This is a genomic window from Streptomyces speibonae (assembly GCF_984686075.1).
Window position 1 is genome coordinate 936,070 of sequence record NZ_OZ480260.1, and the last position, 16,320, is coordinate 952,389.

Consider the following 16,320-nt stretch of genomic DNA (forward strand, 5'->3'; position numbering starts at 1 on the left):
GTTGTCCGTTTGCGCCCCCCAGGCGGTGAGCCGACGATGCCATACGGTTCAGGATGTGACCAGGGTGAATCACTGAGTAACGGAAAGTCGTACTAATCGCCTGAATTGCCCTGGCCAGAGCCTCTACGCTTAGCGCGCCTCCGGGCCATGATCTCAGCAATCTCCGCCAGCTCCTGGCGGTCCTCCTCCGTCATCGCCCCCGCGTGGGCCACGATGATCCGGGTCGTGTGGTCATCGCTCCACACGACGGAAGAGTCGCCGGCCAGCTCGAGCCCGAGGAACTGCCTGGCGGCGGCGGCCTTGAGGGTCTTCTCCGGAATGCCGTAGCCGATGGAGAGCGCCACGAGGAGCTCTTCCTTCGGGGTGTCGACGGGCTTTCCGTTCTCGACCTTGGACAGCCAGCCGAACTTCGCCTGTGTCCCGCTTGCCGGGTCAACGCACCGGGCCTCCATCTCGCGCAGGCTCAGGCCGAGCTCTGCCCGGCGGTCCTTCAGGAGATAGGTGAAGTCGGTCCGCTCAGTCATGGCGTGCATTCTGCCCTCTCACCCCCGCGTGTGACACCTGATGTCTACGGTACGTCGCCTGACCTCTAAGCAAGTCCCAGGTCAGAGGGCACAACCATCCTCACCCCGACACAAAGTGTCTACGCAAACGCACCCTCGCGCCATCCCCTCAGGGGGCGATGACTGATTTTGACGGCTGTGCGCCTGCGTAGACAGAGCGTCTACGGACGTGTACTGTCGTGCTCGTTCACACAAACGCACACCCCGTCTACGGAGGTGAACACGTGCGTACCCCCGAGACCTACATGGTCCTCGTCAGCGCTGACCTCCTGGTCCAGCTCATGAAGCGCACCGGCGACGGCCGAGAGGTCACCGTCCGCGACCTCGCCGAGGCCGCCGGATGCCACCCCAGCAAGATCGACGCCCTGCGCAACGGGCGCCGCAAGAAGTCGACACTCGACGAGGCACTGGCAATTGCCAAGCGGCTTGGAGTAGACCTCCTCGTCCTGTGGGAGCACACCGGCCGCACCGTCACCGCCCCCACCGAGCCCCTCCACATGGCCGCGGTGCCGGCATGACCGGCCGCCGCTTCTCCATCGCGGAAGCCGAGGAGCGTCTCGGCCCGGCTGCCGCCGCAGAGGCGGCGAGGAGCGCGGCCGAGGCACCGCGGTGGAGCCCCGAGCAGATCGAGTTCCTTCGGGCTCTGTTCGCGTCGGCCCGGGCGCTGAGTGCGCCCTCGGCGGCCGAGGCTGCCTGACCCCGTACACGCCGAAGGGCCGGCGGAGAGCGCCCACCAGCCCAACGACTCGGCGAACCACTCCAACCATCAAGAGAGGTCACCTTGAAGACCCAGCCTATCTCTCAGCTCAGCGCGGCGACCGCGCTGGTGCAGCTCCTCCAGGAGCACCCGCACCTGACCGCCGCCGAGTGGTCGATCAACTCCGTGACCGCGGAACTGCGCGGCTTCGTCTACGGCGCCGGCATGAAGGCGCTGGCCCAGTACGCCGACGTCCTCGGCGGCAGCATCCAGGCCGACAAGCACACCTATGAGGACCAAGGCCGTCAGGTGCGGGCGCACCGGTTGTCGTCGGTGTGGCGGGACGTGCGGGTCGTGGTCACGGTGGCGCTGCCGGTGGCGGAGAACGCGCAGGTGGCGGCATGAGCGAGCAGACCACCACCGTACGCACGGACGAGCTCCGTCCCGGGGACCGTGTCTGGCACCCCTTCGACATTGCGTGCTTCACGGTCGCCCACAAGCCGGAGCCGGTTGCGCTGGACTTCGAGGGCGAGCGCGGCTTGCGCGTCACGGGCACCGACGACCGTGGTGAGACCGTGCACGTGGACGTCTCCCCGGCCTACAAGTGGCACCGCGGGCCGAAGGTCACCGCCCCGACGACGCACGACCCGCTGGTGGTGAACACGAAGGACGGCGTCTGTTGGACGCGCCGCACGGTGACGTCGGGCGGGATCGCCCTGTACGCGCCGGAGTCGGTGAAGACGTACCCCGAGTTCGTGATGGCGACCGAGGCCGAGCTGGCGGAGCACGGGATCGTCGGGTCGGCGTTCGCGCTGCCGATGCCGGTCGCCCCGGAGCCGCAGGAGGACCCGGTCGCTGCGGGCCGTCGGCTGGACCTGCTGGCGCTGATGGACGAGCGGGCGGCGTCGGCCGTGAGCCCGGTGCTGGCTGGGGTGTTGGACGAGGCGGAGCGCCTGCGGGCCTCGCGGTGGGACGCCACAAAGGTAGTGGCGCAGATGGAGTCCAAGCTGCTCGCGATGCACGGGGAGTTGACCCGGGCCACGGAGCGAGTCGCGGAGCTGGAGGCGGAGCGGCACTCGACGAACGAGTCTCCGTCCGAGGCGGCCGAGACGCTGCGAGCGAACCGCGACCGCATCACCGAGCTGGAGACCGAGCTGGAGACCGAGCGGGAGAAGCTGGTCCGCTGGCACGGCGAGGACAGTGAGGCCATCACCAAGTTGGTGGCTCGCGTCGAGCGGCGCCGGGCCGAGCTGGTGGCGTTCCGCAACGACGCGCTGAGTATGCGGGGGTCGTTGTCCCCGGCCGACGGCGACCGCAAGGTGCCGTTCGAGCTCGGCGAGACGCTGGCCCCGGCTGTGGACTGGCTGATCGCTCGCGTCGCCGAGCTGGAGGCCGCGCAGGGCACGGTCTACCGGGCGTCGCACGACTCGATCGTGATGGGCCTGTACACCAGCCGCGAGGCTGCCCGCGCCCACTGCGAAACGGTGCTGCGCCACGAGATTGGCGACAAGGGCGTCCTTGGCTGGATCCCCGACGACGGGTCGGACCTCGCCCCCGAAGAGCTGTTCATCTTCGGGCCCAGCGTCGACGAGGACGGCTTCCCCCGCGAGACGGACACCGGGTACGTGGTCACGCCGCTGGAGGTCGCCGCCGCCTACGACCCGGACGGTGACGAGTGATGCCCGCCGCCACCCCCGCCGAGTGGGGCGAGGCCCTCTCCATCGCCCTCATCCTCACCGGCGCCACCGGAGGCCTGTTCTACCTCACCGTCGACGCCGACCCGTCCGACTTCGACCCCCGGCCCGCCCTGCGCCGCACCACCGCCGCCGTCCACCAGGCCGCCGTGCACGCCGGCCACGACCTGAACCGGGCGTACGCCACCAGCGAGCGCCTGGCCAAGCAGACCGCCCGCGACACGGCGATCACCACGGCCGCGCTGCTGATGCTCCTCACCGCCTCGGAGGCCACCCGATGAACCGCATCCGCCTGTACCTCCACCGCCTCTTCCGGCGGCCCGTCATCACCGGCCCCTACCAGCTGTACGTCCGCCGCACACCGACCGGAGCGCTCCTCGACGTGGAGCACTACCTGATCGCCGTGATCGAGACGCTCGCCGACAACCCGGACCTGATGGATCTCCTGGCCGACATCGAGGAGGACCGCAGGAACGCTGCCGCTCACCGGCACGACGGGTGGGCGCCGGAGGAGCTGCTCGTCGAGAAGCTGTGCACTGCGCTGGGCTACGAGTTGCCGGTGTACGGGCCTGCGGTGGTGCGGCTGTCGGAGCGGCTGCGCGCGTGTGCTCCGGCGCCTGTGGTGTCGGTTCCGGCGCAGCGTGAGGCAGGTGCCGCATGAGCCTCGCCACCATCCCCGCCGACGCCCTGCCCCCGCAGGCCTACGCCCACACCGAAGACCACGACGTCAACCTCACCGCCGACCCCGCCCACTGGCGGCCCATCCGCGGCATCGTCACCGGCTGGGTCAAGCCCCACGCAGGCACCGGACTGTGGACCGCCCCGGTCACCGCACGCCGCGCCGACGGCACCCCGACCGACAGTGCCTGGCTGCAGTGGTCCCGGTCCGAGATGGACTCGGACACCAGCGGCCTGTGGCTCACGGAGATCTGGCCCACCGGCGACGCCCGCCTGCTGCTGATCGACGACCAGACCCAGTTGGCCGCCATCATCGACGCCTACCCGGCCGATCCGAACCCGTACGCTGCCCACCGCAACGGCGGCCGCTACCCGGACTGGGAGGCGCTGGCCGCCGATGGCTGGGACGGCGTCTACCTGACCGACCGGGGGCAGTGGGAGACCCGTCTGCCCCGGGGCGGCCCGGACTTGTACGGCTGGGATCTGGAGTCGTGTCTGTGGCTGCGGCCCTCGTATGTGGTGGGTCGCACGGTCCGCTCGTCGCCGTGTGGCCGCAGGACGGGTGCCGCATGAGCGCCCGCGACGAGCTCATCGGCTACTGCCTGGTCAACCTGCCCAACGAACCGGCCTTCGAGCACGCTGAGGTGCTGGCGGACCGCTACCGCGCCGAGATCCTCGCCGAGCACCCCACCGCACCCGCCGAGGCCTACCCCGGCGAACTCGCCGCACTCCGCGGCCTCGCCCGCACCCTCCGCACCACCATCCGACCCGACAACGCCGACATCGACGAAGTACGGGAACTGCTCCACCTCCACGCCACCGCCGACGCTGCGGCCCGCGCGCGGGTCGGCGCCGGCCACGAGCAGCGCGTCGCCCAGCTCCTGGAGGCGATCCGCGCCCACCGCGGCGCGTGGACGGTCAAGCGCGTGCAGGAGTGGCGCCGCTTCACCGGCGGCCCCACGCAGCGCGGCACCGCCCGCCGGGACCTCGACGAGCTATACCGCCGCGGCCACCTCCACCGCCGCGGCCCGGACGACGGCCGCTTCTACACGCTCAACCCCAGGAAGGACCACACGCCGTGAGCTTCCCCACCCGCACCCCCATGTCCGACGCGCAGCGCGTCCTGGGCCAGATCGAACGCGGCGAAGTCCGCGCCGGCGCCGACGCCGCCCGGCAGATCGCCGCGAAGCATCAGGCCGCCTACGGCGACGCCGTCTGGGGCCGCCCCACCACCGCCAGCACCACGACCGACAGCATCTCGGGGGACCAGTGATCAGCATCAACGGGCTGCGCGAACACCTCGCCGCCGCAGCCGACGAACTCCACCTCCCACTCACCCACCAGCACATCGCCCTGCTCACCGACCGGCTCGCCGTCCTCGCCGCACAGGGCACCCGCCCGCAGCGCACCCTGCACCACCGCGAACACGTGGCGCTGGTCGCGCTCGCCTCCGGCGAATCCGCACACGAGACGAGCCGCCGCCTCGGCATCCCCGTCGACACCGTCAAGGGCCACCGCCGCACCCTCTACCGGGCGCTCGGCGTGGACGGCGCACCGCAGGCCGTCGCGGTCGCGATCGACCTGGGCCTGCTCCGCACCGACAACCTGCCGGGCGGTGGCGCCTGATGACGACCACCGCGCGCGCCGGTGCTTCAGCCCAGGTCGGCCGAACCCCTACGACCCACACCACCACCAGGAAGGACGTGCGCCCGTGAGCGCCGAACTTGCACAGCCGGGTGGCGCCCTCGCCATCCGCGCCGACCAGACCACGTGGACGCCCGACCAGGCCGCCGTCCTCCAGCAGTCCGGCATCGACAACCAGGTCGCCCCCGCCGAGCTGTCCGCGTTCCTGCACCTGTGCCAGCGGACCCGGTTGGACCCGTTCTCCCGGCAGATCTACCTCATCGGCCGGTGGGACAACCGGCAGCAGCGGAAGGTGTACACGCCGCAGACCAGCATTGACGGGTACCGCGTCATCGCTCACAGGGCGGCGGCCGAGGCCGGTCACGCGCTGGGCTACGAGGACACCCTGTGGTGCGCGAAGGACGGCCGCTGGCAGGACGTGTGGCTGTCGGAGGAGCCACCGGCCGCCGCGAAGGTCGTCGTGATCCGTAACGGAATGCGGTTCTCGGCGGTCGCCCGGTACTCGGAGTACGTCCAGACGAAGAAGGGCGGGGAGCCGTCGGGGCTGTGGGTGAAGATGCCCGCGACCATGACTGCGAAGTGCGCCGAGGCGCTCGCGCTCCGCATGGCGTTCCCGCACGATCTGGCCGGGGTGTACACGGCTGAGGAGATGGCGCAGGCGGACAACCCGGCGGCCGGTGAGCGGCATCTGCGGAAGGTGCAGCCGGGCGAGGGCGACCCGTGGGCCACGCCGGGACCGGACGCCGAGCAGACCGGGACGACCGCCGTAAAGGGCCGGTCGCAGCCCGCGCAGGACATCGCCGACGTCGCCGGTACGACGACCGACCGGGACGCCGTGAAGGAGCTGTACCGGCAGGCGCACGCCGAGGGGCTGCTCGCCGAGACGGTGAAGACCGCCGACCGGGAGCTGCTGGAGCTGGGCAAGTTCCTGATCGCGCGGGGCAAGCAGCTCGCCGAGCCCTCCCCGGCGACGGACGACTGCAGCCGCCCGGAGGAAGAGACCCGCGCTGCTCCGCTGGACTTCCCGGCCGCGCAGGACGACGACGGGGTGGTGGAGGGCGAGGTCGTGGAGACCACCGCTCCCGCCGCCGACCCCGTCGCCGACGCACAGGCCGCCGAACGCGAGCTCCGCGCCGCCGCCGCCCGGGTCGGGCTCGACAACCTCGACGAGGAGTTCGAGCAGTCCTACGGCCTGCCCATCTCGGAGGCCGCCGCCCGGGACCTGCGCGGCATGACCGCGATCCTCACCGGCACCGCCGCCTGACCACCGCACGACTCGGGGCCGCCCACGGGCGAATCGCGGGCGGCCCCACCCCCAAGGAGTAGCACATGAGTCTGAAGGACACCGCTCGCACCGTCGCGGTCCTCTCCACCCTCCACGCCGCCATCGGCGACCAGCTGAAGACCGCCAAGCGCGAGCTGGAGACCGGCCTCAAGGACGCAAAGGCCGAGACCGGAACGCAGAAGATCGCCGTCAGCCTCGCAGAGGGCCAGGACATCGGCACCGTCAGCCTGGTACAGCCCAAGGCGGCCGCCGCCGTCACCGACCCCGACGCCTTCACCGCGTGGGTCCTCGAGCACTACGCGGGCGAGATCAAGCGCGAGTTCGTCACCTCCGTCCAGCCCGGCTTCCAGAAGAAGATCCTCGACGCGCTCACCGCCGCCGGCACGGCCGAGTGGGCGGACCCGGAGACCGGCGTCATCCACGAGGTGCCCGGCGTGACGATGCAGGGCCGGGCCGCGTACACGCGGCTGACCGTGCCGGAGGCCGGTAAGGCCGCCATCGCTGAAGCGTGGCGCGAGGGCCGCCTGGGCGCCGCGGTACCGCCAGCCATCACCACCGGGGCCGCCGAGGACGGCCAGGACACCGGGGAGCTGGAAAAGCTGCGGCGAGAGCTGGCCGAGCTGAAGGAGCGGGACGCGTGGCTGTCCGCTCTCGAAGCCGCCGGCGTCGACAACTGGGAAGGCTGGGACACCGCCCGCGAGGTCGCCGGGGGTGCCGAGTGAAGTACCTCAACTCCCGCCGGCTCGGCTGGGACACGGAGACCACCGGGCCGAACCCGCTCGAAGACCGCATCGTCACCGCGGCGATCGTCGTCCGCGGCGGTGACCGACCGGACCGTGTCTTCTCGTGGCTGATCGACCCGAAGATCCCGATCCCGGCGGAGGCCTCCGAAGTCCACGGCGTCACCGACGCCATGGTCCAGGCCGATGGGCAGGACCCGAAGACCGCCCTCGACGAGATCGCCACCCACCTGTTCCAGGCAGCCGCGTGGGGCATGCCGATCGTCGCGTTCAACCAGTCGTTCGACTGGACGATCCTGCACCACGACCTGCGCCGGCACGGACTGCCCACCGTGGAGGAGCGCCTCGCGGAGTACGCGCCTGTGCCGTTGCCGCTGATCGACCCGCACGTCATCGACAAGCAGTGCGATCGGTACGTGAAGGGCTCCGGGCAGCGGAAGCTGAAGCCCACCTGCGAGCGGTACGGCGTCCAGCTGGACGACTGGCACACCGCCGAGGCCGACGCGCTCGCCGCGCTCCTGCTCGCCGAGGCGCAGTTCAAACGGTACCCCCTCCTTGACGACTACCGCCCGGCTCAGCTGTTCGCGGCGCAGAAGGCATGGCGGGCGGAACAGCAAGCCGGTCTGCAGGAGTGGTTCCGGACGAAGGCCACGCCGGAGCAAGGCGGGGATCCGAACAAGGTGATCGACGGCTCCTGGCCGCTGATCCCTGCCCAGCGGGGCGGGGGTGAGGCGTGATGTTCGGACTGACCACCACCCGGCGGCTGCGCGAGGAACAGGCAGCCCGGCGCGAGGCAACCGACCGGCTCCGCCGCCGCGCCGAGGCCGCGGAACAGCGGGCCGGCATCGCCGAGAACAACCGCTCCCAGATCCTCCGCCAGAACCGGGAACTCGACACCGCCAACCGCCGCCTGACCGGCCGTATCGAGGAACTCGGCCGCCGCAACTCGACGCTGGCCGAGTCCGACCCGGAGTATCTGGCCGACCTCGAGGAGCAGCTCGCCGCCGTGCGCGAGCAACTGGCCGCCGAGACACGCCGCGCCGACCGCCTCCAGCGGCGCCTCGACGACGCCGTCGGCCTCCCGGCCCGCGGCCCCATCAAGGACAGCAGCATCTGGCAGCCCGGCTACCAGCCGCCCAAGCCGAAGGAGAGCACCACGTGAGCGGCTACGAAACCGCCCTCGCCGGCGCCCTCACCACCCTCGGCATCGGCGCCACCCTCCTCGGCCGGTACTGGCCCGCACCGACCGGCCGGCACCGCCGCCCGACGCGGCCGCCGTTCGCGCTGGCCGTGCAGGAGTTCCGCATGTGCGCGGCGTGCGGCGTCGAGACCGCCGCGGTCGTGCACCCGGGCGGCGCGTTCCACTGCGCCGAGGGCCACCTGACCGTCCCCGGGGGCGGGGATGGCTGACGCGCCGCTGCTGGCCGCGTACACGCAGCTCGGGCAGAACAGCCGGGCTGAGCGGGTCGCGGCGTCGCGGGTGGTCCTCGCACACGCCCGCTCTCGGAAGGACCTGCACGAACTGCTGGACGCGCTCGGCCTCAACCAGACCGCCACCACCGCACCGATCCTCGAGGAGGAGCAGTGAGCACGCTGTTCGACCTCACCGGAGCCCCGGCCGCCACCCAGGCGGCCGGGCCCCCGGCCCGCTACCGAGTCGCCGGCCTCGACATCTCCCTCACCGGCACAGGGGTTGCCACCCTCGGCGGCACCACCTGCATCCGCACCAAAGGCCGCCGCGCCGACAGCATCCCCGACCGCCGCGCCCGCCAAAAGCACATCGTCGACACCGCCCTCACCGAGATCGGCACCGTCGACCTCGCCTGCGTCGAAGGCCCCTCCCACGCCTCCATGGGCCAGGCAGGACACCACGACCTGTCCGGCCTGTGGTGGTGCATCGTCGGCGCCCTCGTCGACCGGGACATCCCCGTCGCCGTCGTCCCGCCGATGTCCCGCGCCAAGTACGCCACCGGCAAGGGCAACTCCCGTAAGGCGGCCGTCCTCGAAGCCGCCCGGAAACGGTACGGGGCGATCCTCCCGAACGACAACGAGGCGGACGCGCTGATCCTCCGCGCGATGGGCATGGAGTGGCTCGGTACGCCGCTCGCGGAGGTCCCGGACGGGCATCGTGCGGCGCTGGCCGGCGTGCAGTGGCCGGACCGCGAGGCGGTGACCCGCCGATGACCGCACGAACCGCCAGCAGGTCCGCCGACCACGGCACCTACAGCCGCTACATCAACGGCTGCCGCTGCGAACCCTGCCGCCACGCCGGACGCTCCTACAAGCTCCGCCTCGGCTACGACCACAGCAACGGCATCCGCCGCCTCATCGACAGCACCCAAGTCCGCATCCACATCGAACAGCTCACCGCCAAGGGCTGGACACAGGAGCAGATCGCCGCCGCAGCCGGCGTCAACCAGACCACCGTGTCCCTGATCATGTCTCGCCCTGAGCAACGGGTCCGGCGCAGCACCGCAGCCGCGATCCTCGACGTCCGGCTCGACCAGATGGCGCCCGTACCGCGCGGCTTGGTCGACGCCACCGGCACCCGCCGCAGGCTCCAGGCCCTCATGGTCCTTGGCCACACCATCCCCGAGGTCGCCCGCCTCACGGGCATCGGAGTCAGCAGCCTCCAGCAGACCGCTGAAGGCCGGTGGGAGCGCGTCAAGTCGGTGTCGGCCACCAAGGTGGCGCGCGTCTACCGGCAGCTGTCCACCGCCCCGGCACCCGAGTCCCGGCAGGCGGAACAGGCCCGCAACAACGCCCACGCCCGTGGCTGGCACGGCCCGATGGCGTGGGAAGACATCGACGACCCGACGTGCGTGCCGGACCCCGGGGAGCCCCTGGCGCCCCGGAGTGTCCACCCGGACGACGTCGCCGAGCTGGCGGCGCTCGGCCTGGACGACCACGAGATCGGCCGCCGGCTGCGGGTGTCCCCGCGGACGGTGCTTCGGGCCCGTACCGCGCACGGCATCCCGGCGGGGGCCGCGGCGTGAGCAGCCGGGTCCCGGAGCCGTGCGACACCCCGCGCGACGACCACGACGGCCAGGTGCGGTTCTACACCACCGGCTGGAAGTGCGACGCGCACTCGCCCTGGGCCGCCAAGAAGCTGCCCGCGCCGGCGCCGGGACCCGGCCCGATCTACACCTACCGCGCCCCCAAGGACGCGGACAACCACGAGAACGGACCCACCCCATGACCATCCCCAAGGGCAAGCAGCTCCGCGGCACCACCCGCGCCGAGACCGCCCGCCGTGCCGCCGACCTGTACGGGCAGGGCTGCACCATCCGCACCGTCGCCGCGCAGATCGGCCGCTCCTACGGCTGCACCCGGGCGCTGCTGCTGGAGGCCGGCGTACGGCTCCGGGAGCGCGGTGGACGCCTCTGGAAGGCGGCCGTCTGATGCCGACCGACCAGCAGCGCGCCTGGGCCTACCGGTCACCGGAACAGCCCCGTCGTTGGCAGCAGCCCAAGTTGACGAACGAGCAGCGGCAGGAGATCCGCCGCCGCTACGAGGCCGGCGAGAGCATCCAGGACCTCGCGGCGGCCTACGGGGTCAGCAGATCGACGATCAACCGCTACCGCTGACCCACCGCCCACACGACAGCGCCCCGCCGGGCGGACACCGGCGGGGCACCAACCCCAAGGAGAACACACCCCATGACCGACAACGTCACGATGACCGCCATCGACGGCACCGACGCCCTCGCCTTCGTCATCATCCGCCCCGGCAGCACCGGAGGCGGCGTCAGCATCGAGGCCGCCGCGAAGGGCCTCGACAAGGCCAGCGCCGCCTTCGTCCTGCGCCACGTCGCGAACCAGTGGGACGGCGGGCAGGCCGACCAGAGCGCCATCCTGACCGCCCTCAACACCCTCGCCGAGCGCTGGGAGCGCATGGGCAAGGCCGCCCCCGAGCTGGGCAACGGGCTGTTCGTCGACGAGCCGACGCCCACCCAGCTCGCGCAGCACGAGCGCGCCGCGACCTACCGCAGGGCCGCCGCAGACCTCCGCGAGGTGCTCGTGACCGGCCGCATCCCGCATGGCCTGATGACGGACGCCGAACTCGGCGACTGACCACCTGAAGCGGCGGCCGGCCCCCACGGCCGCCACCCGGGGCCCGCGCAACTTCCCCCCAAGCGCGGGCCCCGGGACCCCCGGACAGCACGAAGGCCCCGCCGAAACGGGGCCAGAACGAGAGAGGAGGAAACGGTGTCAGGACTTCTTCGGAGCAGGGGCGATCTTCGCCACCCACTCGCGGGTGAACCCGGTCAGCTTCGCCATGTGCGACGGCCCCTTGCCGGCCGCCCGTCCCTCTCTCAGCAGCTCGCGCAGCTCAGCGTCGGCGCTCAGGAACGCGGTCTCGGCACGGGTGCGCCGCTTCGTGGCCGCCACGATCCGCTCGTCCAGCTCGTCCAGCTCCTTCATGGCGCCCATCGTGGCACGGATTGTCACGGTCGCGCTACGCGAACGCGCACAGCAGTCGCGAACGGACTATGCGAACGGTATTCTCATCTCAGGGCTAGCGGAAGGCCGCCCTGAACAGGGGCTCCCTTCGCCATGCCCTAACCAGCACGACACCTAAGGAACCTGAATGCCCCGCATCCGCACGGTCAAGCCGGAGTTCTGGGAGGACGAGGTCGTCGGGCTCCTGCCCCGCGATGCGCGCCTCCTCTTCATCTCGACCTTCAACATGGCCGACGACGAAGGACTGCTCCGCTGGACGCCCGCGTACATCAAGGCCAGCGCCTTCATGTACGACGACGACCTCACCCTCAAGCACGTCGAAGAACTCATGGGGATGGTGACCGACGCCGGCCTGCTCTTCCCCTACATCGGCGGCCTAGCCCGGCAACAGATGGCCGTCGTCGTCAACTTCCGCAAGCACCAGCGGATCAACCGCCCGCAGAAGAGCAAGCTGCCGCCTCCCTCGCTGGGCAACTACAAGGTGCGCGAGATGTACGCCCGGCGCGACGGCTGGACGTGCCAGCTGTGCGGCCTCGCCATCCCCCGCCTACCGGTGGTGAACGACTCCCACAACCTCTCGATCGACCACATCCGCCCCCAGTCGGCAGGCGGCACCGACCACCCTTCCAACCTCCGGGCCGCACACCAGGCGTGCAACAAGAGCCGCCGCGACACCCCGGACGGGGCCGACTTCATCCCTCCGCGCAGCCTGGCCGGGCTCGACCATTCCGTGAGCGACGCACTGAGCCGTTCCGTGAACGGTCACCACGACGCGATGAACGACTCACTGAACGATTCAGTGAACGAAGCCCACGCTCCGCAGTATTCGGAGCCGCCTGCATCCACGCAGGGTGACTTTCCTTCACTGAACCATTCACTGCCGGAAGGGAAAGGAAGGGAAGGGAACAGGGAAGGGAAGGGAACCCCCCTACCCCCCGCTGACCAGTCCGGCTTTCCCGCCGCCTCGCAGACGGGCGAACGGCACATCGCCGACCGCATGACGGACGCCTTCCTCGACCGCTTCCGCACCGGCAACGCCTACAGCCGCAGGCAGGTCCGCACCGTCATCGCCGACACCCTCACCAACGGCACCAACCCCGACGAACTGTGGTCCGCCCTCGAACGACTCGGCGACACCAGCAAGCCGGTCACCGCCGGAACCCTCCAGTTCGTCTTCTCCGAACTGCGCAAGGCCCCCAGCGCCGACGTCATCCCCTTCGCCGCCCGCCAGCAGCAGGCCACCGACGACCTCTTCGACCGCGCCATGGCCCGCGCCAAAGCCCGCATGCAGGAGACCTCATGACCCCCGACGAGACCGTGATCCTCGCCCGCTACGTCCGAGCCCTCTGCCCCCAGCAGAAGTTCGACGAGTACACCCCCGACGCCTGGCACGACATCCTCGGCGACTACCAACTCGCCGACGCCCGCCAGGCCGCCGCCTCCGTGGCCCGCCGACAGCCCTTCGTCGCCCCCGCCGAGATCGCCCACGAGATCGCCAAGATCCGCAGCACCCGCACCCACGACTTCGTTTACGAACCGCCCGCCGGCGGCACCGACCCCGACTACCTCACCCGGTACCGCCAGCAGCTCGCCGCAACCGGCAACGGCCAGCGCCCCCCGGTCATCACCCACGAACTCCCACGCCGCCCCGTCGCCGCGCTCGTGGCCAGCCTCGCCGAAGCCATGCCCAAGCCCCCCGAGCACGACGAGGCCATCGCGAAAGTCCGCCGCCCCGGTCCCCTCGGCCGCGAATGCCCCGCGTGCGGTGCTGCGGTCGGGCGGCCCTGCCGGATTGGACAGACCGGCCGTGAACGCGCCCCCCACGAAGCGAGGGAGGCCGCCGCGCTCGGCCGCCGCTACGACCCGGACGCCGAAGAACAGCGCCGCCGCGCCGCCGCGGCCCAGTTCGCCGGCCGTCACGACGAGACGCGCACCGCGTGAACCGGGACCACCCGGAGTGGGCGATCCGCTGCCCCTGGTGCCACGCCCCACCCGGCACCCGCTGCACCACCCCCACCGGACGCCGCATCGCCATCCCCAGCCACGACGCCCGACGAGACGCCTGGACCACCCGGCCGAAGGAGACCACCCCATGACCACCATCCCCGACGCCGCCATCGCCCTCATCGCCGCCGCCCTCGACGACTACCGCCTCACCACACCCCCCACCCAACAAACCCCCCGAGGCGCCGCCGAACGCGCCGCCCAATACCTCACCAGCAGCGGATGGGGACTCCACATCCCCCGCACCCCACCCCGCCTCCGCACCCGCACGGCATGCCCCCACTGCACCGTCCAGCACCTCGTCACCGCCCAAGGCCTCATCCGACGACACGGCCCCCACGGCCACCCGTGCCCCGGCTCCGGCACCCCCGCCCGGATCGCCCAAGTCCCTGCCACCCCCGCGTGATCACTAACGCGCGTGACCTGACCCCCCAGTAACAACCAGCCGAAAGGCCCACCATGACCACCACACCCCGCCGCATCCAACGCCGCCGCACCAAAGGCTGGCGCGACACCAGCGAACACGCCGAAGCCAAACGCACGCCGACACCTCCACCTCATCCAGCCCAACCAGCCAGACACCACCGCCGCCTGACCGGCCGCCTACCCGGTTCCGCCATCCCCGCGCGCACCAGACAGGACATGACCATGACCAACCAGCCCCTCACCGCCGACGAGTGGAACGCCCGCTACCCCATCGGCACGCCCGTGACCGCCTACCCCCTCAGCCGCGACGACGACCCGCTGAAGACGACGACCCGCACCCCGGCCTGGACGCTCGGGCACGGTGCGGCGGTCGTCTCGGTGGAGGGCGAAGCCGGCGGTATCTGCCTGACCCACGTCGACCCCGTCCGGCCGTGACCATCACCGCGCTGCGCCGGCTCCTCGCCGACATCGACGACCAGGGCGGCCCCGACGCCGCCCGCGACAACCGCCTCACCCTCCCCCGGCTCGAGCGGTCGATCAGCTTCACCGCCGTCCGCGCCTGGGCCCGACAACACGGCATCCCCTGCCAGCCCCAAGGCCGCCCACCCCAAGCCGCGGTGGACGCGTGGCGCGCCGCCCACCAGCACCTGACCGACCCGACCGAAGGAAAACCCACATGAGCGACGACATCCAGATCGACGACTACGCCACCTACTCCGAGACCACCGAACACGAGAACGGCCACACCAGCCGACCGGTGATCGTCCAGGGCCGCCAGGCCCGCCAGCGCATGACGGCCACGGTGTACACGGCCGACGGCGAAGCCCCGGAGTATCAGGTGGTCGTGCAGGACCCGGAGACCGGCGTCATCACCGGCATCTCCACGGCGGTCAAGCACGGGCGCCACACGACGACATGGACGCGGATTGACGGTGGCGAGCAGGACCGCATCAGGCAGGAGCGGGACGCGCAGAGGGCGCGGATGTGGCAGGCCGCTGCGGCCGCCGGCGCTTTGACGCCCGCCCGGTGACATCCCGTAGCCCGGGGCGCGGCTATCGCCCCGGGCCTGACCCCACCGTCCCACACCACCGAAAGGGAACCCGACATGACCCCGTACTGGGAAGACGAAGAGACCGGCCTGGTCCTGTACCACGGCGACATGCGCGAGGTGCTGCCCGCGCTCGGGCTGCAAGCCGACTGCATCGTCACTGACGCGCCCTACGCGGAGACCAGCCTCGCCTGGGACCGCTGGCCTGACGGCTGGCCGACGTTGGCCGCCACCGCCGCCAGCAGCATGTGGTGCTTCGGGTCGATGCGCATGTTCCTCGACCGCGGCCACGAGTTCACCGCCTCCGACTGGAAGCTCTCCCAGGACGTCGTCTGGGAGAAGCAGAACGGCACCGGCTTCGCCGCCGACCGCTTCAAGCGCGTCCACGAGCATGCCCTCCACTGGTACCGCGGCGACTGGCGCAGCGTGCATCACGACGTGCCAGTGGAGGAGGCTGGCCGCCAGGGCGGCGGTAAGAGAGGCTTCAAGACAAGGGCCTCGACGCAAGACCACCTGGGGAAGATCGCTTCTCAGATGTGGGTCGGTGACGGGACTCGCCTGCTGCGTTCGGTGATCAAGATCCGTTCCATGCACGGGCGAGCGATCCACCCGACCCAGAAGCCCACTGGAATCTTGCAGCCACTCATCGAATACGCCTGCCCGCCCGGCGGCCTCGTCGTCGACCCCTTCACCGGCTCTGGCAGCACCCTCGACGCGGCCCGCCAGTGCGGCCGGCGCGCGGTCGGGATCGAGGCCCGCGAGGAGTACTGCGAGGCGGCTGCCCGCCGTCTGTCGGCGCTGACGCTGCCCATCCCGTGACCACGCATGGCGGCCTGGGCGCGTTGCTGTCGCGCCCAGGCCTGGCCCGCACCCTACCCACACCCCCTGGAGCCAACCGTGACCACACCCGCCGACGAACTCCGCACCGCCGCCGAAACGCTGCGCGCCGCCGGGGCACAGCCATACGCGGCCTGGCTGGCCGAGCACGCCCGCCGGCTCGACGCCGGAGGCCTTCCTGCCGTCCACGAGCACGTGCTGGTGGTGGCCCGGCAGATCAACGCCGCTGCCTGTTCTTGAC

Annotated in this window: 33 protein-coding genes; 31 read left to right on the forward strand and 2 right to left on the reverse strand. The window is 71.4% G+C overall.

From position 1 onward, the window contains the following. Positions 1 to 92 precede the first annotated feature (92 nt). Positions 93 to 524 carry an XRE family transcriptional regulator gene (locus tag AC5L3C_RS03875; protein WP_493646924.1) on the reverse strand — a complete coding sequence of 144 codons (432 nt, stop codon included), beginning with the start codon at positions 522 to 524 and terminating at the stop codon, positions 93 to 95. A gap of 263 nt (positions 525 to 787) precedes the next feature. Here AC5L3C_RS03875 and AC5L3C_RS03880 point away from each other — a divergent pair, with 263 nt between their 5' ends. The 22 genes from AC5L3C_RS03880 to AC5L3C_RS03985 all read left to right on the forward strand — a co-directional run bounded on the left by AC5L3C_RS03880 (position 788) and on the right by AC5L3C_RS03985 (position 11,374). Beyond that, on the forward strand, positions 788 to 1,081 hold the full coding sequence (locus AC5L3C_RS03880) for a helix-turn-helix domain-containing protein (protein ID WP_493646926.1): 294 nt from the start codon (positions 788 to 790) through the stop codon (positions 1,079 to 1,081). Continuing rightward, positions 1,078 to 1,260 (forward strand): hypothetical protein, encoded by a 183-nt coding sequence (locus tag AC5L3C_RS03885; protein WP_493646928.1) that lies wholly within the window; start codon positions 1,078 to 1,080, stop codon positions 1,258 to 1,260. The genes AC5L3C_RS03880 and AC5L3C_RS03885 overlap by 4 nt, the downstream gene beginning before the upstream one ends. Positions 1,261 to 1,344: 84 nt before the next feature. Further along, positions 1,345 to 1,665: a hypothetical protein gene (locus AC5L3C_RS03890; protein ID WP_493646929.1), complete on the forward strand. Its 321-nt coding sequence runs from the start codon at positions 1,345 to 1,347 to the stop codon at positions 1,663 to 1,665. After that, a complete protein-coding gene (locus AC5L3C_RS03895; RefSeq protein WP_493646931.1) occupies positions 1,662 to 2,939 on the forward strand; it encodes a hypothetical protein in 1,278 nt (425 codons plus the stop codon). The genes AC5L3C_RS03890 and AC5L3C_RS03895 overlap by 4 nt, the downstream gene beginning before the upstream one ends. Continuing rightward, entirely contained in the window at positions 2,939 to 3,235 is a 297-nt protein-coding gene (locus AC5L3C_RS03900) for a hypothetical protein (RefSeq protein ID WP_493646933.1), read from the forward strand. Before AC5L3C_RS03895 ends, AC5L3C_RS03900 begins: the two co-directional genes overlap by 1 nt. Continuing rightward, a complete protein-coding gene (locus AC5L3C_RS03905; RefSeq protein WP_493646935.1) occupies positions 3,232 to 3,615 on the forward strand; it encodes a hypothetical protein in 384 nt (127 codons plus the stop codon). Before AC5L3C_RS03900 ends, AC5L3C_RS03905 begins: the two co-directional genes overlap by 4 nt. Continuing rightward, positions 3,612 to 4,205 (forward strand): hypothetical protein, encoded by a 594-nt coding sequence (locus AC5L3C_RS03910; RefSeq protein WP_493646937.1) that lies wholly within the window; start codon positions 3,612 to 3,614, stop codon positions 4,203 to 4,205. The genes AC5L3C_RS03905 and AC5L3C_RS03910 overlap by 4 nt, the downstream gene beginning before the upstream one ends. Next, positions 4,202 to 4,714 carry a hypothetical protein gene (locus tag AC5L3C_RS03915; RefSeq protein WP_493646939.1) on the forward strand — a complete coding sequence of 171 codons (513 nt, stop codon included), beginning with the start codon at positions 4,202 to 4,204 and terminating at the stop codon, positions 4,712 to 4,714. The genes AC5L3C_RS03910 and AC5L3C_RS03915 overlap by 4 nt, the downstream gene beginning before the upstream one ends. Further along, a complete protein-coding gene (locus AC5L3C_RS03920; protein ID WP_493646940.1) occupies positions 4,711 to 4,905 on the forward strand; it encodes a hypothetical protein in 195 nt (64 codons plus the stop codon). Before AC5L3C_RS03915 ends, AC5L3C_RS03920 begins: the two co-directional genes overlap by 4 nt. Continuing rightward, positions 4,902 to 5,258 (forward strand): LuxR C-terminal-related transcriptional regulator, encoded by a 357-nt coding sequence (locus AC5L3C_RS03925; protein WP_493646942.1) that lies wholly within the window; start codon positions 4,902 to 4,904, stop codon positions 5,256 to 5,258. Before AC5L3C_RS03920 ends, AC5L3C_RS03925 begins: the two co-directional genes overlap by 4 nt. A gap of 85 nt (positions 5,259 to 5,343) precedes the next feature. Then, positions 5,344 to 6,540 carry a phage recombination protein Bet gene (gene bet / locus AC5L3C_RS03930; RefSeq protein ID WP_493646944.1) on the forward strand — a complete coding sequence of 399 codons (1,197 nt, stop codon included), beginning with the start codon at positions 5,344 to 5,346 and terminating at the stop codon, positions 6,538 to 6,540. Between the two features lie 65 nt (positions 6,541 to 6,605). Continuing rightward, positions 6,606 to 7,283, forward strand: a complete 678-nt coding sequence (locus AC5L3C_RS03935) for a hypothetical protein (protein ID WP_493646945.1) — start codon at positions 6,606 to 6,608, stop codon at positions 7,281 to 7,283. After that, the gene (locus AC5L3C_RS03940) at positions 7,280 to 8,038 is read left to right on the forward strand and encodes an exonuclease domain-containing protein (RefSeq protein WP_493646947.1); all 759 of its coding nucleotides are present in this window, start codon (positions 7,280 to 7,282) and stop codon (positions 8,036 to 8,038) included. Before AC5L3C_RS03935 ends, AC5L3C_RS03940 begins: the two co-directional genes overlap by 4 nt. Beyond that, on the forward strand, positions 8,038 to 8,463 hold the full coding sequence (locus AC5L3C_RS03945) for a hypothetical protein (RefSeq protein ID WP_493646948.1): 426 nt from the start codon (positions 8,038 to 8,040) through the stop codon (positions 8,461 to 8,463). The genes AC5L3C_RS03940 and AC5L3C_RS03945 overlap by 1 nt, the downstream gene beginning before the upstream one ends. Continuing rightward, on the forward strand, positions 8,460 to 8,711 hold the full coding sequence (locus tag AC5L3C_RS03950) for a hypothetical protein (protein WP_493646950.1): 252 nt from the start codon (positions 8,460 to 8,462) through the stop codon (positions 8,709 to 8,711). The genes AC5L3C_RS03945 and AC5L3C_RS03950 overlap by 4 nt, the downstream gene beginning before the upstream one ends. Then, entirely contained in the window at positions 8,704 to 8,889 is a 186-nt protein-coding gene (locus AC5L3C_RS03955) for a hypothetical protein (protein WP_493646952.1), read from the forward strand. Before AC5L3C_RS03950 ends, AC5L3C_RS03955 begins: the two co-directional genes overlap by 8 nt. Next, positions 8,886 to 9,485 carry a hypothetical protein gene (locus tag AC5L3C_RS03960; RefSeq protein WP_493646954.1) on the forward strand — a complete coding sequence of 200 codons (600 nt, stop codon included), beginning with the start codon at positions 8,886 to 8,888 and terminating at the stop codon, positions 9,483 to 9,485. The genes AC5L3C_RS03955 and AC5L3C_RS03960 overlap by 4 nt, the downstream gene beginning before the upstream one ends. Then, positions 9,482 to 10,297, forward strand: coding sequence for a hypothetical protein (locus AC5L3C_RS03965; RefSeq protein WP_493646955.1), 816 nt, complete (start codon positions 9,482 to 9,484; stop codon positions 10,295 to 10,297). Before AC5L3C_RS03960 ends, AC5L3C_RS03965 begins: the two co-directional genes overlap by 4 nt. Continuing rightward, positions 10,294 to 10,500, forward strand: a complete 207-nt coding sequence (locus AC5L3C_RS03970) for a hypothetical protein (protein WP_493646957.1) — start codon at positions 10,294 to 10,296, stop codon at positions 10,498 to 10,500. The genes AC5L3C_RS03965 and AC5L3C_RS03970 overlap by 4 nt, the downstream gene beginning before the upstream one ends. Further along, positions 10,497 to 10,703 (forward strand): helix-turn-helix domain-containing protein, encoded by a 207-nt coding sequence (locus AC5L3C_RS03975; protein WP_493646959.1) that lies wholly within the window; start codon positions 10,497 to 10,499, stop codon positions 10,701 to 10,703. The genes AC5L3C_RS03970 and AC5L3C_RS03975 overlap by 4 nt, the downstream gene beginning before the upstream one ends. Continuing rightward, a complete protein-coding gene (locus AC5L3C_RS03980) occupies positions 10,703 to 10,888 on the forward strand; it encodes a helix-turn-helix domain-containing protein (protein ID WP_473898729.1) in 186 nt (61 codons plus the stop codon). The genes AC5L3C_RS03975 and AC5L3C_RS03980 overlap by 1 nt, the downstream gene beginning before the upstream one ends. Positions 10,889 to 10,960: 72 nt before the next feature. Then, positions 10,961 to 11,374 (forward strand): hypothetical protein, encoded by a 414-nt coding sequence (locus tag AC5L3C_RS03985; RefSeq protein ID WP_493646961.1) that lies wholly within the window; start codon positions 10,961 to 10,963, stop codon positions 11,372 to 11,374. A gap of 138 nt (positions 11,375 to 11,512) precedes the next feature. Here AC5L3C_RS03985 and AC5L3C_RS03990 read toward each other — a convergent pair whose 3' ends face one another. Next, positions 11,513 to 11,725: a hypothetical protein gene (locus tag AC5L3C_RS03990; protein WP_493646963.1), complete on the reverse strand. Its 213-nt coding sequence runs from the start codon at positions 11,723 to 11,725 to the stop codon at positions 11,513 to 11,515. Between the two features lie 166 nt (positions 11,726 to 11,891). On the opposite strand from AC5L3C_RS03990, the gene AC5L3C_RS03995 reads away from it, so the two are divergent. From AC5L3C_RS03995 to AC5L3C_RS04035, 9 genes are all read left to right on the forward strand, one after another. After that, complete coding sequence (locus AC5L3C_RS03995) at positions 11,892 to 13,067, forward strand: HNH endonuclease (RefSeq protein ID WP_493646964.1); 1,176 nt, start codon at positions 11,892 to 11,894, stop codon at positions 13,065 to 13,067. Further along, positions 13,064 to 13,705 (forward strand): zinc finger domain-containing protein, encoded by a 642-nt coding sequence (locus tag AC5L3C_RS04000; protein ID WP_493646966.1) that lies wholly within the window; start codon positions 13,064 to 13,066, stop codon positions 13,703 to 13,705. Before AC5L3C_RS03995 ends, AC5L3C_RS04000 begins: the two co-directional genes overlap by 4 nt. Continuing rightward, positions 13,702 to 13,860, forward strand: a complete 159-nt coding sequence (locus AC5L3C_RS04005) for a zinc finger domain-containing protein (RefSeq protein ID WP_493646968.1) — start codon at positions 13,702 to 13,704, stop codon at positions 13,858 to 13,860. The genes AC5L3C_RS04000 and AC5L3C_RS04005 overlap by 4 nt, the downstream gene beginning before the upstream one ends. After that, entirely contained in the window at positions 13,857 to 14,174 is a 318-nt protein-coding gene (locus tag AC5L3C_RS04010; protein ID WP_493646969.1) for a hypothetical protein, read from the forward strand. The genes AC5L3C_RS04005 and AC5L3C_RS04010 overlap by 4 nt, the downstream gene beginning before the upstream one ends. 242 nt (positions 14,175 to 14,416) lie before the next feature. Further along, positions 14,417 to 14,629 (forward strand): hypothetical protein, encoded by a 213-nt coding sequence (locus tag AC5L3C_RS04015; protein ID WP_493646971.1) that lies wholly within the window; start codon positions 14,417 to 14,419, stop codon positions 14,627 to 14,629. Continuing rightward, positions 14,626 to 14,874: a hypothetical protein gene (locus AC5L3C_RS04020; protein ID WP_493646973.1), complete on the forward strand. Its 249-nt coding sequence runs from the start codon at positions 14,626 to 14,628 to the stop codon at positions 14,872 to 14,874. The genes AC5L3C_RS04015 and AC5L3C_RS04020 overlap by 4 nt, the downstream gene beginning before the upstream one ends. Continuing rightward, positions 14,871 to 15,224 (forward strand): hypothetical protein, encoded by a 354-nt coding sequence (locus AC5L3C_RS04025; RefSeq protein WP_493646975.1) that lies wholly within the window; start codon positions 14,871 to 14,873, stop codon positions 15,222 to 15,224. Before AC5L3C_RS04020 ends, AC5L3C_RS04025 begins: the two co-directional genes overlap by 4 nt. Positions 15,225 to 15,299: 75 nt before the next feature. Then, positions 15,300 to 16,061 carry a DNA-methyltransferase gene (locus AC5L3C_RS04030; RefSeq protein WP_493646977.1) on the forward strand — a complete coding sequence of 254 codons (762 nt, stop codon included), beginning with the start codon at positions 15,300 to 15,302 and terminating at the stop codon, positions 16,059 to 16,061. Positions 16,062 to 16,139: 78 nt separating this feature from the next. Next, positions 16,140 to 16,319, forward strand: a complete 180-nt coding sequence (locus AC5L3C_RS04035) for a hypothetical protein (RefSeq protein ID WP_493646979.1) — start codon at positions 16,140 to 16,142, stop codon at positions 16,317 to 16,319. Position 16,320: the final 1 nt, after the last annotated feature.

What these genes read in the sequence shown, in the direction of transcription:
- AC5L3C_RS03875 (WP_493646924.1), bottom strand. Translation starts at nt 524, where the DNA reads ATGACTGAGCGGACCGACTTCACCTATCTCCTGAAGGACCGCCGGGCA.
- AC5L3C_RS03885 (WP_493646928.1), top strand. Translation starts at nt 1,078, where the DNA reads ATGACCGGCCGCCGCTTCTCCATCGCGGAAGCCGAGGAGCGTCTCGGC.
- AC5L3C_RS03895 (WP_493646931.1), top strand. Translation starts at nt 1,662, where the DNA reads ATGAGCGAGCAGACCACCACCGTACGCACGGACGAGCTCCGTCCCGGG.
- AC5L3C_RS03900 (WP_493646933.1), top strand. Translation starts at nt 2,939, where the DNA reads ATGCCCGCCGCCACCCCCGCCGAGTGGGGCGAGGCCCTCTCCATCGCC.
- AC5L3C_RS03905 (WP_493646935.1), top strand. Translation starts at nt 3,232, where the DNA reads ATGAACCGCATCCGCCTGTACCTCCACCGCCTCTTCCGGCGGCCCGTC.
- AC5L3C_RS03910 (WP_493646937.1), top strand. Translation starts at nt 3,612, where the DNA reads ATGAGCCTCGCCACCATCCCCGCCGACGCCCTGCCCCCGCAGGCCTAC.
- AC5L3C_RS03915 (WP_493646939.1), top strand. Translation starts at nt 4,202, where the DNA reads ATGAGCGCCCGCGACGAGCTCATCGGCTACTGCCTGGTCAACCTGCCC.
- AC5L3C_RS03935 (WP_493646945.1), top strand. Translation starts at nt 6,606, where the DNA reads ATGAGTCTGAAGGACACCGCTCGCACCGTCGCGGTCCTCTCCACCCTC.
- AC5L3C_RS03945 (WP_493646948.1), top strand. Translation starts at nt 8,038, where the DNA reads ATGTTCGGACTGACCACCACCCGGCGGCTGCGCGAGGAACAGGCAGCC.
- AC5L3C_RS03955 (WP_493646952.1), top strand. Translation starts at nt 8,704, where the DNA reads ATGGCTGACGCGCCGCTGCTGGCCGCGTACACGCAGCTCGGGCAGAAC.
- AC5L3C_RS03965 (WP_493646955.1), top strand. Translation starts at nt 9,482, where the DNA reads ATGACCGCACGAACCGCCAGCAGGTCCGCCGACCACGGCACCTACAGC.
- AC5L3C_RS03975 (WP_493646959.1), top strand. Translation starts at nt 10,497, where the DNA reads ATGACCATCCCCAAGGGCAAGCAGCTCCGCGGCACCACCCGCGCCGAG.
- AC5L3C_RS03980 (WP_473898729.1), top strand. Translation starts at nt 10,703, where the DNA reads ATGCCGACCGACCAGCAGCGCGCCTGGGCCTACCGGTCACCGGAACAG.
- AC5L3C_RS03985 (WP_493646961.1), top strand. Translation starts at nt 10,961, where the DNA reads ATGACCGACAACGTCACGATGACCGCCATCGACGGCACCGACGCCCTC.
- AC5L3C_RS03990 (WP_493646963.1), bottom strand. Translation starts at nt 11,725, where the DNA reads ATGAAGGAGCTGGACGAGCTGGACGAGCGGATCGTGGCGGCCACGAAG.
- AC5L3C_RS03995 (WP_493646964.1), top strand. Translation starts at nt 11,892, where the DNA reads ATGCCCCGCATCCGCACGGTCAAGCCGGAGTTCTGGGAGGACGAGGTC.
- AC5L3C_RS04000 (WP_493646966.1), top strand. Translation starts at nt 13,064, where the DNA reads ATGACCCCCGACGAGACCGTGATCCTCGCCCGCTACGTCCGAGCCCTC.
- AC5L3C_RS04010 (WP_493646969.1), top strand. Translation starts at nt 13,857, where the DNA reads ATGACCACCATCCCCGACGCCGCCATCGCCCTCATCGCCGCCGCCCTC.
- AC5L3C_RS04015 (WP_493646971.1), top strand. Translation starts at nt 14,417, where the DNA reads ATGACCAACCAGCCCCTCACCGCCGACGAGTGGAACGCCCGCTACCCC.
- AC5L3C_RS04025 (WP_493646975.1), top strand. Translation starts at nt 14,871, where the DNA reads ATGAGCGACGACATCCAGATCGACGACTACGCCACCTACTCCGAGACC.
- AC5L3C_RS04030 (WP_493646977.1), top strand. Translation starts at nt 15,300, where the DNA reads ATGACCCCGTACTGGGAAGACGAAGAGACCGGCCTGGTCCTGTACCAC.